Origin of the sequence: Streptomyces sp. DH41 (assembly GCF_029813785.1) — a bacterium.
Classification (GTDB): domain Bacteria; phylum Actinomycetota; class Actinomycetes; order Streptomycetales; family Streptomycetaceae; genus Streptomyces.
The window spans coordinates 23631-37431 of the sequence record NZ_JARVKY010000037.1 but is presented as its reverse complement, the minus strand read 5'-3'; the positions used below and the strand labels follow the sequence as shown (position 1 = coordinate 37431).

Genomic DNA, 13801 nt, shown 5'->3' with positions numbered 1-13801 from the left:
CGGGCGACCTTCTCGTCGACGCGCGCCCTGGAGTACCCGGTGTCCCCCTCGTGCCGCGGCTCCGGCCGCCATGGCGAGGATCCCGCCCTACGCACGAAGCGGACCGGGGGGCTGCCCCGGTCCGCTTCACGTTCGCGCGCGCGTGCCGTTTACCGGGTCACCGCGTCCAGCGCGTCGGTCATGCCCCAGCCGTAGAAGCCGTTGCGGTTCTTCGAGCCCTCGCACACCGCGTCGACCTTGCCGTCGCCGTCGATGTCGTACGGCTTGGTGCACGCCGTGGCGTCGGCCTGGGCGTACAGCAGGGCCTTGACCATGGCCGGGGAGGCGTGCGGGTGCGTCGACTTGATCAGGGCGGCGACACCCGCGACGTGCGGTGACGCCATCGACGTACCGGCCATGTAACCCCACTTGCCGCCGGGCAGCGTGCCCAGGATCAGTCCGCTGGTGGCGGGCGGCTCCGGCGTCTGGTAGGCCGTCGAGTCGCCGCCGGGCGCGGCGATGTCGATGACACCCAGGCCGTGGTTGGAGAAGGACGACTTGAGGTCCTTCGCACCGGTCGACGCGACCGTCACGACACCCGGCAGCTGGGTCGGGATGTCGAGGCACTTCGACGGGTCGACCACCCGGTCGCCGGGTGTCGTGTCGTTCGGCGAGGACGGGTCGGTGATCTCGTCGGCCGCGAGGTCGTAGTTCTCGTTGCCGGCCGCGGCGACGTTGACCGCGCCCTTCTTCTCCGCGTACCGCGAGGCCCGGGTGACGGCTTCCAGGAGCGCCTTCTGGTCCGGGTCGTCCTTGCAGTTGAAGTACCAGGGGTCCGTGTAATAGCTGTTGTTGGTCACGTCGACGCCGTGCTCGGCCGCCCACATGAAGCCGCAGACCACGGCCTCGGCGTAGAAGAAGCCGTCGGGGTTGGACACCTTGATGCCGGAGACCTTCACCCCGGGCGCCACGCCGGTCATGCCGACGCCGTTCTTGGCCGCGGCTATCTCCCCGGCGACGTGCGTGCCGTGCGGGCTCTCCGCCGCGCCCGGCCGCCAGGCGCCGTCGGTGGTGTCCGGCTTGCCCGAGACGCAGTTGACGGAGGCGTCCCGGTCGAAGTTGGGGGCGATGTCCGGGTGCGTGTCGTCCACGCCGGTGTCGATCACGGCGACCGTCACCCTGCTGCTGCCCAGCGACTTCTCGTGCGCCTTGTCCGCCTTGATGGCGGGGAGGTCCCACTGGAGGGGCTGCAGCGGGTCCTGGCCCTCGCTGGCCTGGGCGGCTGCCTGGGCGGCGGCGATCTCCTGGCTGCCGAGCACCTTCGGCGCGCCCGTGTCGGTCGTGGCGGCCGAGGGCAGCGGTGCGGTGCGGGTGGCACCGGCCGAGTGCACGCCGCGCACCTTGCGGACGGTCTCGGCGAAGTCCGGGTTCGCGGAGTGGACGACGACCACGCCGATCCGGTCGTACGACGTCACGATCGTGCCGCCGGCCCTGGCTATCGCGCGTTCGACCTTCGCCGAGGGACCGTGCCCGGGGCGGACGTTGACGACGTAGCTGAACGAGGACGCCGAGTCGGCCGAGACGAAGGACGCGGCCTGAGCGGCCTCGGAGGCCTCCGCGGCGGAGGCCGGGACGCCCGGCAGGAAGGCGAGGGACGCGGCCACGGCCAGGCCGGCCGGGATCGCGAGGGCACGGCGGTGACGCGGGTGGAACGCTGTCATGTGCGATGTCTCCAGTTGGTCCGAGGAACTTCGTGAGCGGAGCGGAGGCCCGGGCGTGCGGTGCCGGGCGAGCCGGTCACTTCACCGCGCGCAGCGCGTTGACGATGCCGAAGCCGTAGAAGCCGTTGACCCGCTTGCCGCCCTCGCAGTCGGCGTCCTGCGTGCCGTCGCCGTCCTGGTCGTAGGAGGCCGGGCAGCCCGGGTTGTCCGCCTGGGCCTTCAGCAGCCACTGCAACTGCGCGGGGGACGCCCAGGGATGCTCCGACTTCAGCAGCGCGGCGACGCCCGCGGCGTGCGGCGAGGCCATCGAGGTGCCCTGGAGCCAGGCGTACTCGTTGTTCGGCATGGTCGACAGGATGCGGCCGTTCTTCGACGGCGTGTCCGGGGTCTGGTAGCGCCCGTCGCCGCCCGGCGCCGCGATGTCGACGACACCGTTGCCGTACGTGGAGTAGTAGGACTTCTCCTTGTCGACGCCCGTGGCGCTGACCGTGACGATGCCCGGCAGCTGGGTCGGCACGTCGTAGCACTCGTGCGGGTCGACGGTCCGCGTCACCGGCGTGGAGTCGTCGGGGCTGGAGTCGTCGACGATCGCGTCGGAGTCCAGGTCGTGGTTGGAGTTGCCCGCGGAGGCGAGGTGCAGGGTGCCCTTGCGCTGGGCGTACAGCTGGGCCCGGTTGACCGCGTCGACGATCGCGCGCTGGTCGGGGTGGTCCATGCAGTTGTACAGCCAGGGGTCCACGTAGTAGCTGTTGTTCGTTATCTCCACGCCGTGGTCGGCGGCGAACATGAACGCGCACACGACGTTCTCGGGGTAGAAGAGCCCGTTGTCCGGGTCGCTCACCTTGATGCTCGACACCTTCACGCCCGGCGCGACGCCGGCGACGCCGATGCCGTTGCGGGCGGCGGCTATCTCACCGGCCACGTGGGTGCCGTGGTAGTCGTCGGCGGTGTACGGCCGCCAGGCGCCCTCACTGGTGTCGGCCTTGCCGCCGACGCAGTTGGCCGACTGCGAGGCGGAGAAGTTCGGGGCGAGGTCGGGGTGGGTGTCGTCGACGCCGGTGTCTATCACGGCGACGGTGACCCTGGAGCTGCCCGGGTTGATCTTCGCGGCCTTGTCGGCGCCTATCGCGCGCAGGTCCCACTGCTCCGCTTCCAGCGGTTCGCCGGCTCCCGCGGCCTCGGACGCCTTCGCGGTCCTCGCCGCCTGCTCGGCGGAGAGCATCTTTGCGGCGCCCTGGTCCGTCGTCCCGGCGGCGGTCAGCGGCGCGGTGCGGGTCGCGCCCGCCGACTGCACTCCGCGCGCCTTGCGTATCCGCTCCCCGAAGTCCGGGTTCGCCGAGTGGACGACGATCACGCCGATCTTCTGGTATGTGGCCACGACGGTGCCGTCGGCCCTGGCTATCGCGCGCTTCACCGACGCGATCGTGCGATGGTCCGTCCTCGTGTTGACGACGTACGCCAGACTGGGCGCGTCCTCGGCCGGGCCGGTCGCCGAGGCCTTTGCGGCGGCTTCCGCCCGCGGGGCGGCCGAGGCGGCCGCCGGCAGGAAGCCGAGCGACGCGGTCAGCGACAGCACGACGGGTACGGCGAGGGCGAGCCGCCGTCTGGAACGCGACGGACGCGGGGAACGCGACGGACGCGACGCATGCAGATGATCCATGGGGTCTCCACATCATCCGGAAACGAAACCGGCCCGAGACACAGATGATGCTCGGGCAGGTACATGACGGAGTGGTGCAGGGCGAAGCTATCCCCCGCAGTCCCTGGCCAGCAATGACCCGCCACAGGTGACTTCGGAAAGTGCCCCGGGTGTTGAACCGGTCCCCGTGGGGCGCCGTGTCGTTGGACAGGGAGCCCGAGCACGATCAGGCCCCCGTGAGAACACCGAGGTCCAAGCCGTCATGTCCGTCGTACGAGGAGACTCCGTGGCCACCGACGCACCACCCCCCTCGAAAGAGGAACGCCCACTTCCGTCCGCCGAGGAGTTCTCCGAAGTGCAGCAGAGCGCTGAGTTCGCCGAACTGCGCCGCTCCTTCCGCTCCTTCGCGTTCCCGCTGACGATCGCCTTCGTGGCCTGGTACCTGCTGTACGTGCTGCTGTCGAACTACGCCGGCGACTTCATGGGCACCAAGCTGTTCGGCAACATCAACGTCGCCCTCGTCTTCGGTATCGCCCAGTTCGTCACCACGTTCCTCATCGCCTGGTGGTACTCGCGGTACGCCGCCGCGAAGCTCGACCCCAAGGCTGAGGCCATCAAGTCCCGGATGGAGGGCGGCGCATGAGCCCCGCACAGACCGTTCTCGCCGCCGAGCTCGCCGCCAACGAGGCCAGCGAGCACCGCCCGCTGATCATCACGCTCTTCGCGCTCTTCGTCCTCGCCACGCTCGGCATCACCGTCTGGGCGGGCCGCCAGACCAAGGACGCCGCCGACTTCTACGCGGGCGGGCGCCAGTTCAGCGCCTTCCAGAACGGACTCGCCGTCTCCGGCGACTACATGTCGGCCGCGTCCTTCCTGGGCATCGCCGGCGCCATCGCCCTCTTCGGCTACGACGGCTTCCTCTACTCCATCGGCTTCCTGGTCGCCTGGCTGGTCGCCCTGCTCCTGGTGGCCGAGCCACTGAGGAACTCCGGCCGCTACACCATGGGCGACGTCCTCGCGTACCGCATGCGCCAGCGCCCGGTGCGCACCGCCGCCGGCACCTCCACGATCGTCGTCTCGATCTTCTACCTGCTGGCCCAGATGGCGGGCGCGGGCATCCTCGTCTCGCTGCTGCTCGGCATCACCTCCGACGCGGGCAAGATCCTCATCGTCGCCCTCGTCGGCCTGCTGATGATCGTGTACGTCTCCATCGGCGGCATGAAGGGCACCACCTGGGTCCAGATGGTCAAGGCCGTGCTGCTGATCGGCGGCACCATCCTGATCACCTTCCTGGTGCTGCTGAAGTTCAACTTCAACATCTCCGACCTGCTCGGCACGGCCGCGGAGAACAGCGGCAAGGGCGCCGCCTTCCTGGAGCCCGGCCTCCAGTACGGCGCCAGCGGCACCACCAAGCTCGACTTCATCTCCCTGGGCATCGCCCTGGTGCTCGGCACGGCCGGCCTGCCGCACATCCTGATCCGCTTCTACACGGTGCCCAACGCCAAGGCCGCCCGTAAGTCCGTGAACTGGGCGATCGGCATCATCGGCGCCTTCTACCTGATGACCATCGCGCTCGGCTTCGGCGCCGCCGCGCTCGTCGGGCAGAAGGAGATCATCGCGTCCAACCCGTCAGGCAACACGGCCGCGCCGCTGCTCGCCCTGCACGTGGGCGGCGTCGACTCGGCCTGGGGCGCGATCCTCCTCGCCACGATCTCGGCGGTGGCCTTCGCCACCATCCTCGCCGTGGTCGCCGGCCTCACCCTCGCCTCGTCCTCGTCCTTCGCGCACGACATCTACGCCAACGTCATCCGCAAGGGGAAGGCGACCGAGAAGGAGGAGATGAGGGCGGCCCGCTGGTCGACCGTCTTCATCGGCATCGCCTCCATCGCGCTCGGCGCCCTCGCCCGCGACCTGAACGTGGCCGGTCTGGTCGCCCTGGCCTTCGCGGTCGCCGCGTCCGCCAACCTGCCGACCATCCTCTACAGCCTGTTCTGGAAGCGGTTCACCACCCAGGGCGCCCTGTGGTCGATCTACGGCGGTCTGATCGTCGCCGTCGGCCTGGTGCTCTTCTCGCCCGTGGTCTCCGGCGACCCGAAGGCGATGTTCCCCGACGTCGACTTCGCCTGGTTCCCGCTGAAGAACCCGGGCATCATCTCCATCCCGTTCGGCTTCCTGATGGGCTGGCTCGGCACGATGCTGTCCAAGGAGGAGCCCGACGAGGCCAAGTACGCGGAGCTGGAGGTCCGGTCCCTGACCGGCACCGGAGCGCACTGAGCCGGGCGCGGGGCCACGCAGCGGGCCCCGTACGACGCCACCGGGACGCGGCCGCTCGTAGATCTCTACGACGCGGCCGCGTCCCACGTCGTGGGATCGGGCCGCTGTCGATGTCGGACCCGTCACGTAGGCTCGCAGGTGTCGGAGGAGAGAAGTGGAAGAGCTCCGCCGATCCGCGTCGAGGGAGGGGGCCCACGTGCTCATCGACACCTACGGCCGAGTGGCCACCGACCTGAGGGTCTCGCTCACCGACCGTTGCAACCTGCGCTGCACCTACTGCATGCCCGAAGAGGGCCTCCAGTGGCTGGCCAAACCCGACCTGCTCACGGACGACGAGATCGTCCGCCTCATCGGCATCGCCGTCACCTCCCTCGGTATCGAGGAGGTCCGCTTCACCGGTGGCGAGCCCCTGCTGCGCCCCGGCCTGACCGGCATCGTCGAGCGCGTCGCCGCCCTGGAACCGCGTCCCCAGATGTCCCTCACGACCAACGGCATCGGCCTGCGCCGCACGGCGCCCGCTCTGAAGGCCGCGGGCCTGGACCGGGTCAACGTCTCGCTGGACACCCTGCGCCCGGACGTCTTCAAGACCCTCACCCGCCGGGACCGCCACAAGGACGTCCTGGAGGGCCTGGAAGCCGCCCGCGAGGCCGGTCTGACCCCGGTCAAGGTGAACTCGGTCCTGATGCCGGGGCTCAATGACGACGAGGCCCCCGACCTGCTGGCCTGGGCCGTGGAGCACGACTACGAGCTGCGCTTCATCGAGCAGATGCCGCTGGACGCCCAGCACGGCTGGAAGCGCGAGGGCATGGTCACCGCCGGTGACATCCTGGCTTCCCTGCGCACCCGTTTCGAGCTGACCGCCGAAGGCTCCGAGGAACGCGGCTCGGCCCCCGCCGAGCGCTGGCTCGTGGACGGCGGCCCGCACCGCGTCGGCGTCATCGCCTCCGTCACCCGCCCGTTCTGCTCGGCCTGCGACCGCACCCGACTGACCGCCGACGGCCAGGTCCGCACCTGCCTGTTCGCCACGGAGGAGACCGACCTGCGCGCCGCCCTGCGCTCCGACGCCCCCGACGAGGAGATCGCCCGAGTCTGGCGGCTGGCCATGTGGGGCAAGAAGGCGGGCGCGGGCCTCGACGACCCGACCTTCGTCCAGCCCGACCGGCCGATGTCGGCGATCGGAGGCTAGGAACCCGCGGGGGCCTCCCAGTCGGCCAGCGGGACCACGTCCTTCAGGAAGCCCCGCACCCCGAGAAACTGGGACAGATGCTCCCGGTGCTCGTCGCAGGCGATCCACGTCTTGCGACGCTCCGGCGTGTGGATCTTCGGGTTGTTCCACGCCAGCACCCACTCGGCGGCGGCGCGGCAGCCCTTGGCGGAGCAGATCGGGCTCGTCTCGTCACTCACAGTTTCGTCTCACAACTACCGAATCAGAACTACCGACTACTGAAAAGACAACAGAACACCCGCGCGACAACGCGGAGACGGCCCCGGAAAAAGGCGACGCCGAGCAGCCACGGGGGGAGCTGCCCGGCGTCGGTCCGTCGCTCCGACGGGGGATGCGGAGCGAGTACGAAGTATGTCACGGGTCACCCGTGGCCCGGCACCGGAACCACACGATTCATCTGAGCATTTCTTCGGCCTGGCGCGGAATCGACGGCCGCCCCGGCGTCGGCCTCGGCGTACGCCCACGGGTCACGCCGGGCCACGTGGCTCACCGGCCGGGCCCGGTGCCGGGTCCGCCCCGGCGTCCTCCGGAACGGGTTTCGCCGAACCGTCCTCGGCGCGTGGCGGCATGATCATCGGAGCGGTCCGCGCCGTCACGAACGTCGACGGCAACGATGGCGCGTTCTCGCGCCCCGCGTTGGCGATCACGACCGCGATGTACGGCAGGGCAGCCCCGAGGATGAGGGCCACGATCGCGACGTGCCGTTCCACGTTCCACAGGCAGACCGCGAGGATCACCGACAGCGTACGGACCGACATCGAGATGATGTACCGGCGCTGCCGCCCGCGCACGTCCTCCTGGAGACCCGTCCGGGCCCCGGTGATCCGGAACACCTCGGCGCTGCCGCCGGCACTCTGCTTCCGCATCTGGTTCCACCATCCGCCCGCATCGGACTCTCCCCGCCCGCTCCCGTCCGCGGCCGCTCGGGGACTCCGGTCCCGGACAACTCCCCACGTTACGCCGCGCCTGCGCCGCCTACGAGACCGGGGCACCCCCGTTGCGCCCGCACGGCGTGCGCCGCACCGCGTAGTCCGGTACCCCGTTCGGCCGTATCCGGCATGCGCCGTACGCGGTACGGCCGAACACTGGCGGTAATGCTCGCGTAGAGCCGTATGAGGAGGCAGTCATGGGCTGGTTGTGGGCGATCATCGTCGGTTTCGTGCTCGGTCTGATCGCCAAGGCGATCATTCCCGGGAAGCAGCACAGCCCCCTGTGGCTGACCACCATCTTCGGCATGCTCGGCGCCATCGCGGGCAACGCGATCGCGCGGGCGGCCGGCGTGGACGCGACGTCCGGCATCGACTGGTGGCGGCACGTCTTCCAGCTGGTGGCCGCCATCATCATCGTGGCCGTGGGCGACGCGATCTACATGGCGGTGCGGGGCAACAAGCGGCGCGAACGGGCCTGACGGCACGCACGGCGCCCGTACGGCGCCCGTACGACCAAGGGGCGGCCTCCGGCAGCCGCACGGCACCGGAAACCGCCCCTCGTACGCGCTCAGGCGCTGGTGACCTCCACCGCGGCCAGGTTCTTCTTGCCGCGGCGCAGCACCAGCCAGCGCCCGTGCAGCAGGTCCTCGGCGGCGGGGACCGCGTCCTCACCGGTGACCTTGGCGTTGTTCACGTAGGCGCCGCCCTCCTTGACCGTGCGGCGCGCGGCGGACTTGCTGGCGACCAGGCCGACCTCGGCGAACAGGTCCACCACCGGCCCCAGCTCGGCGACCTTGACGTGCGGCAGCTCGGAGAGGGCCGCGGCCAGCGTCCGGTCGTCCAGCTCCGTCAGGTCGCCCTGGCCGAAGAGGGCCTTGGACGCGGCGATCACGGCGGCCGTCTGGCCGGCGCCGTGCACCAGCGTCGTCAGCTCCTCGGCCAGCGCGCGCTGCGCGGCCCGGGCCTGCGGACGCTCCTCGGTCTGCCGCTCCAGCTCCTCCAGCTCCTCGCGGGAGCGGAAGGACAGGATGCGCATGTACTTCGAGATGTCCCGGTCGTCCACGTTCAGCCAGAACTGGTAGAACGCGTACGGCGTGGTCATCTCGGGGTCGAGCCAGACGGCGCCGCCCTCGGTCTTGCCGAACTTGGTGCCGTCCGCCTTCGTCATCAGCGGCGTGGCGTAGGCGTGCGCGGTGGCGTCCGGCTCCAGCCGGTGCAGCAGGTCCAGGCCGGCCGTGAGGTTGCCCCACTGGTCGCTGCCGCCCTGCTGCATCGTGCAGCCGTACCTCCGGTAGAGCTGGAGGAAGTCCATCGCCTGGAGGAGCTGGTAGCTGAACTCCGTGTAGCTGATGCCCTCGGAGGACTCCAGCCGTCGCGCGACGGAGTCCTTGGTCAGCATCTTGTTGACCCGGAAGTGCTTGCCGATGTCCCGCAGGAACTCGATCGCGGAGAGCCCCTCGGTCCAGTCGAGGTTGTTGACCATCACGGCCGCGTTCTCGCCCTCGAAGGACAGGAACGGCTCGATCTGGCCGCGCAGCCGCGCCACCCAGCCCGCGACGGTCTCCGGCGAGTTCAGCGTGCGCTCCGCGGTCGGGCGCGGGTCGCCGATCTGCCCCGTCGCGCCACCGACCAGCGCCAGCGGCCGGTGACCGGCCTGCTGGAGCCGGCGCACGGTGAGCACCTGGACCAGGTGCCCCACGTGCAGGGACGGCGCGGTCGGGTCGAAACCGCAATAGAACGTGACGGGACCGTCCGCGAGCGCCTTGCGCAATGCGTTCTCGTCGGTGGACTGGGCGAACAGCCCGCGCCACTGCAGCTCGTCGACGATGTCCGTCACGGTTCTCGTGTCTCCTACGTACTCATGTGCGTTCATGATCCTCGGGCAGTCGGGTGACAGCCGCCTACGAGGTTATACGCCCTGACTGACAGAGCTCATATTGAAATCCGGGACGCGCAGCGCGGGCATCGCCGCCCTGGTGAACCAGTCGCCCCATTCCCGGGGCAGCGTCTTCTCCGTGCGCCCCGCCTCCGTGGCCCGGCCCAGCAGACTCACCGGCGACTCGTTGAACCGGAAGTTGTTCACCTCGCCGACGACCTCGCCGTTCTCGACGAGATAGACGCCGTCCCGGGTCAGCCCGGTCAGCAGCAGTGTCGCCGGGTCGACCTCGCGGATGTACCAGAGGCAGGTCAGCAGCAGCCCGCGCGAGGTGCCGGCGACCATCTGGTCCAGGGACCGGTCGGGGTCGCCACCGTCCAGGACCAGGTTGCCGATCGCCGGTGCCACCGGCAGCCCGGTCAGCACGGCGCTGTGCCGGGTGGTCGTCAGCCGGTTCAGCTCGCCCGCGCGGATCCAGTCGGTGGCCCCGACCGGCAGCCCGTTGTCGAACACCGACTGATCACCGCCCGAGGAGTGCGCGACCACGAAGGGCGCGCTCTGAAGACCCGGCTCGTGCGGATCGCTGCGCAGGGTCAGCGGCAGCTCGCCGAGCCGCTCGCCGACGCGCGTGCCGCCGCCCGGCTTCGAGAACACCGTGCGCCCCTCGGTCGCGTCCCGCCCCGAGGACGACCACAGCTGGTAGATCAGCAGGTCCGCGACCGCGGTCGGCGGCAGCAGCGTCTCGTACCGGCCGGCGGGCAGCTCCATCCGCCGCCGGGCCCAGCCCAGCCGTACGGCCAGCTCGGCGTCGAGTGCCGCCGGGTCGACGTCCTTGAAGTCACGCGTGGAGCGCCCCGCCCACGCCGACCGGGCGCGGTCCGGCGACTTGGCGTTCAGCTCCAGCGTCCCGTTCGGCTGGTCGTGCCGCAGCCGCAGCCCCGTGGACGTACCCACGTACGTCGACGTCATCTCGTGGTTGGCGAAGCCGTACAGCTCCCGGCCGCCCGCACGCGCGCGTGCGAACGCCTCACCGAGGGCCGGCGCGAAGTCGGCGAACACGGCCGACGAGGTCTCGGCGGGCGCGTCGGTGAAGTCGGGCGCGGCCGGAACGCCCGTGACCAGCGGCTGCGCGTCCTCGGCCGGTCCGGCGCCGCGCGCGGCGGCCTCGGCGGCGCGCACCAGGGGCTCCAGCTCGTCAACGGTGACGGCCGAGCGCGACACGACCCCGGACGCCGTGCCCTCCCGCCCGTCCACGGTGGCGACGACGGTGAGCGTGCGTCCGCGCGTGACGCCGTTGGTGGTGAGCGCGTTGCCCGCCCAGCGGAGGTTGGCGGTGGACTCCTCGTCGGCGATGACGACACACCCGTCCGCCCGGGACAGCTCCAGCGCCCGCTCGACGATCTCGTGCGGCTTGCTCGTACGCGCGCTCATCGCCCCGCCTCCTGGGTGGTGTTCAGGCTGTGCTGTCCCGGGGGACGACCCCCGGACCCCCGGCCGACGCTCGTACCGGCGCTCATCGCCCCGCCTCCTGGGTGGTGTTCAGGCTGTGCTGTCCCGGGGGACGACCCCCGGACCCCCGGCCGACGCTCGTACCGGCGCTCATCGGCCCGCCTCCTGGGTGGTGTTCAGTATGTTGACTCCCTTGAAGAGGGCGGACGGGCAGCCGTGCGACACGGCCGCGACCTGCCCCGGCTGGGCCTTGCCGCAGTTGAAGGCGCCGCCCAGGACGTACGTCTGCGGGCCGCCGACGGCCGCCATGGACCCCCAGAAGTCGGTGGTCGTCGCCTGGTAGGCCACGTCCCGCAGCTGACCGGCGAGCCGCCCTTTCTCGATGCGGAAGAACCGCTGCCCGGTGAACTGGAAGTTGTAGCGCTGCATGTCGATGGACCAGGACCGGTCACCGACGACGTAGATCCCGCGCTCCACGCCCCCGATCAGGTCCTCGGTGGACAGCCCGCCGGGATCCGGTCGCAGCGACACGTTGGCCATGCGCTGCACGGGCACATGGGCGGGGGAGTCGGCGTAGGCGCATCCGTTGGACCGCTCGAACCCGGTGAGCCTCGCGATCCGCCGGTCCAGCTGGTACCCCACCAGCGTGCCGTCCTTCACCAGGTCCCAGGACTGTCCCTCGACGCCCTCGTCGTCGTACCCGATGGTCGCCAGGCCGTGCTCGGCGGTGCGGTCGCCGGTGACGTTCATCAGCTCGGAGCCGTAGCGCAGCTTGCCGAGCTGGTCGAAGGTGGCGAAGGAGGTGCCGGCGTAGGCGGCCTCGTAACCGAGGGCGCGGTCCAGCTCGGTGGCGTGGCCGATGGACTCGTGGATGGTCAGCCACAGGTTCGACGGGTCGACGACCAGGTCGTACAGGCCCGCCTCGACGCTCGGCGCCCGCATCTTCTCGGCCAGCAGTTCCGGGATCCCGGCCAGCTCGGCGTCCCAGTCCCAGCCGGTGCCGGTCAGGTACTCCCAGCCGCGCCCGGCGGGCGGCGCGAGGGTGCGCATGGAGTCGAACTCGCCGCTGGAGTCGTCCACCGACACGGCGGTGAGCACCGGATGCAGCCGCACCCGCTGCTGTGTGGTCACCGTCCCGGCGGTGTCGGCGTAGAACTTGTTCTCGTGCACGGTGAGCAGCGAGGCGTCGACGTGGTCGACCCCGCGGGCCGCCAGCAGCCGCGCGCTCCAGTCGGCCAGCAGGGCCGACTTCTCCGCGTCGGGCACGGTGAAGGGATCGACCTCGTACGACGAGATCCACGTCCGGTCGGCGTGCACGGGCTCGTCGGCCAGCTCCACGCGCTCGTCGGACCCCGCCGCCTTGATCACCTGCGCGGACAGCTTCGCCATCGCCACCGCCTGGGACGCCACCTTGGCGGCGGCGTCCATGGTGAGGTCCACACCGGACGCGAAGCCCCAGGTGCCGCCGTGCACCACCCGTACCGCGTACCCGAGGTCGGTGGAGTCCGAGGACCCGGCGGGCTTGGCGTCCCGCAGCCGCCAGGAGGCGTCGCGCACCCGCTCCAGCCGGAAGTCCGCGTGCTCCGCGCCGAGCGCCCGCGCGCGTGCGAGCGCGGCGTCGGCGAGGGCTCGTAGGGGGAGTGCTAGGAATGACTGATCGACCTCGTGGGCCACGAACTGCCTCCCTGAGTCATGGTGAGCGAGACGTGCTCGTCCCGCAGTGAATCATGGGGTGCCGGCGCCGGGACCTGCCAATGGATTCGCGTCAGGCCGGACAGTACGCGCGGCAGCGGTGTCGGCCGTGCCGGAGGGCCGGCGCCCGGGCCTTTTCTGTAGGGACCCGACAGCCAGCCCCGTAAGCCACTGTGGGTGCCCGAGTCTTTGCGGACGGGTGGGGACCGATAGGTTTTCGAGGAAGCCGCCTGTCATCGCCGCCCGTCAACCGGGTGTTCGGGCGGCTACCAGACCGCTATTGAAAGGGTGATCCGTTGAGCCGCTCGGTTCTCGTCACCGGAGGCAACCGGGGCATCGGCCTCGCCATCGCCCGCGCCTTCGCCGACGCCGGCGACAAGGTCGCGATCACGTACCGCTCGGGTGAGCCGCCCGCCGCCCTGACGGAGCTGGGCTGCCTGGCCGTCAGGTGCGACATCACCGACAGCGAGCAGGTGGAGCAGGCCTACAAGGAGATCGAGGAAGCACACGGTCCCGTCGAGGTCCTGGTCGCCAACGCGGGCGTCAACAAGGACCAGCTCCTGATGCGCATGTCCGAGGAGGACTTCACCTCGGTCGTCGACACCAACCTCACCGGCACCTTCCGCGTCGTCAAGCGCGCCAACCGCGGCATGCTGCGGGCCAAGAAGGGCCGTGTCGTGCTCATCTCGTCGGTCGTCGGGCTGCTCGGCTCCGCGGGGCAGGCCAACTACGCCGCCTCCAAGGCGGGCCTGGTCGGCTTCGCGCGTTCCCTCGCCCGGGAGCTGGGCTCGCGCAACCTCACCTTCAACGTCGTCGCGCCCGGCTTCGTCGACACCGACATGACGCGGGAGCTCACCGAGGAGCAGCAGACGAAGATCCTCGCGCAGGTGCCGCTCGGCCGGTACGCGCAGGCGGAGGAGATCGCCGCGACGGTGCGGTTCCTCGCCTCGGACGACGCCTCGTACATCACTGGAGCCGTCATCCCCGTTGACGGCGGACTGGGAATGGGTCACTGAT

12 protein-coding genes are annotated in these 13801 nt (G+C 70.7%); 5 read left to right on the top strand and 7 right to left on the bottom strand.

Annotation, left to right across the window (positions count from 1 at the left end; all coding sequences use genetic code 11):
- Positions 1-149 precede the first annotated feature (149 nt).
- Complete coding sequence (locus QC283_RS36690) at positions 150-1700, bottom strand: S8 family peptidase (protein ID WP_279566120.1); 1551 nt, start codon at positions 1698-1700, stop codon at positions 150-152.
- 76 nt (positions 1701-1776) lie between these two features.
- Positions 1777-3360, bottom strand: a complete 1584-nt coding sequence (locus QC283_RS36685; protein WP_279566119.1) for a S8 family serine peptidase — start codon at positions 3358-3360, stop codon at positions 1777-1779.
- A gap of 265 nt (positions 3361-3625) precedes the next feature.
- Between QC283_RS36685 and QC283_RS36680 the strand changes: the two genes are divergently transcribed.
- From QC283_RS36680 to moaA, 3 genes are all read left to right on the top strand, one after another.
- Positions 3626-3982, top strand: coding sequence for a DUF485 domain-containing protein (locus QC283_RS36680; protein ID WP_279566118.1), 357 nt, complete (start codon positions 3626-3628; stop codon positions 3980-3982).
- Positions 3979-5613, top strand: a complete 1635-nt coding sequence (locus QC283_RS36675; protein ID WP_279566117.1) for a solute symporter family protein — start codon at positions 3979-3981, stop codon at positions 5611-5613. Before QC283_RS36680 ends, QC283_RS36675 begins: the two co-directional genes overlap by 4 nt.
- Positions 5614-5809: 196 nt before the next feature.
- Entirely contained in the window at positions 5810-6799 is a 990-nt protein-coding gene (gene moaA, locus QC283_RS36670; protein ID WP_279566116.1) for a GTP 3',8-cyclase MoaA, read from the top strand.
- Here the strand turns inward: moaA and QC283_RS36665 are convergent.
- On the bottom strand, positions 6796-7017 hold the full coding sequence (locus QC283_RS36665) for a hypothetical protein (RefSeq protein WP_279566115.1): 222 nt from the start codon (positions 7015-7017) through the stop codon (positions 6796-6798). The two genes, moaA and QC283_RS36665, sit on opposite strands and share 4 nt — an antisense overlap.
- A gap of 288 nt (positions 7018-7305) precedes the next feature.
- Positions 7306-7704 carry a DUF3099 domain-containing protein gene (locus tag QC283_RS36660; RefSeq protein WP_279566114.1) on the bottom strand — a complete coding sequence of 133 codons (399 nt, stop codon included), beginning with the start codon at positions 7702-7704 and terminating at the stop codon, positions 7306-7308.
- A 260-nt stretch (positions 7705-7964) separates the two neighbouring features.
- Between QC283_RS36660 and QC283_RS36655 the strand changes: the two genes are divergently transcribed.
- Positions 7965-8246 (top strand): GlsB/YeaQ/YmgE family stress response membrane protein, encoded by a 282-nt coding sequence (locus tag QC283_RS36655; RefSeq protein ID WP_219186398.1) that lies wholly within the window; start codon positions 7965-7967, stop codon positions 8244-8246.
- An 89-nt stretch (positions 8247-8335) separates the two neighbouring features.
- Here the strand turns inward: QC283_RS36655 and tyrS are convergent, their stop codons facing one another.
- The 3 genes from tyrS to QC283_RS36640 form a co-directional block, all read right to left on the bottom strand.
- Entirely contained in the window at positions 8336-9604 is a 1269-nt protein-coding gene (gene tyrS, locus QC283_RS36650) for a tyrosine--tRNA ligase (protein WP_279566113.1), read from the bottom strand.
- 72 nt (positions 9605-9676) lie between these two features.
- The gene (locus tag QC283_RS36645; protein WP_279566112.1) at positions 9677-11074 is read right to left on the bottom strand and encodes a metallopeptidase TldD-related protein; all 1398 of its coding nucleotides are present in this window, start codon (positions 11072-11074) and stop codon (positions 9677-9679) included.
- A 168-nt stretch (positions 11075-11242) separates the two neighbouring features.
- Complete coding sequence (locus QC283_RS36640) at positions 11243-12766, bottom strand: TldD/PmbA family protein (protein WP_279566111.1); 1524 nt, start codon at positions 12764-12766, stop codon at positions 11243-11245.
- A 314-nt stretch (positions 12767-13080) separates the two neighbouring features.
- Between QC283_RS36640 and fabG the strand changes: the two genes are divergently transcribed.
- On the top strand, positions 13081-13800 hold the full coding sequence (fabG, locus tag QC283_RS36635; RefSeq protein ID WP_279566110.1) for a 3-oxoacyl-[acyl-carrier-protein] reductase: 720 nt from the start codon (positions 13081-13083) through the stop codon (positions 13798-13800).
- Position 13801: the final 1 nt, after the last annotated feature.

Excerpts from the sequence above, each read along its gene's own strand:
- QC283_RS36690 (WP_279566120.1), bottom strand. The coding sequence starts at position 1,700 with ATGACAGCGTTCCACCCGCGTCACCGCCGTGCCCTCGCGATCCCGGCC.
- QC283_RS36685 (WP_279566119.1), bottom strand. The coding sequence starts at position 3,360 with ATGGATCATCTGCATGCGTCGCGTCCGTCGCGTTCCCCGCGTCCGTCG.
- QC283_RS36675 (WP_279566117.1), top strand. The coding sequence starts at position 3,979 with ATGAGCCCCGCACAGACCGTTCTCGCCGCCGAGCTCGCCGCCAACGAG.
- QC283_RS36660 (WP_279566114.1), bottom strand. The coding sequence starts at position 7,704 with ATGCGGAAGCAGAGTGCCGGCGGCAGCGCCGAGGTGTTCCGGATCACC.
- QC283_RS36655 (WP_219186398.1), top strand. The coding sequence starts at position 7,965 with ATGGGCTGGTTGTGGGCGATCATCGTCGGTTTCGTGCTCGGTCTGATC.
- QC283_RS36645 (WP_279566112.1), bottom strand. The coding sequence starts at position 11,074 with ATGAGCGCGCGTACGAGCAAGCCGCACGAGATCGTCGAGCGGGCGCTG.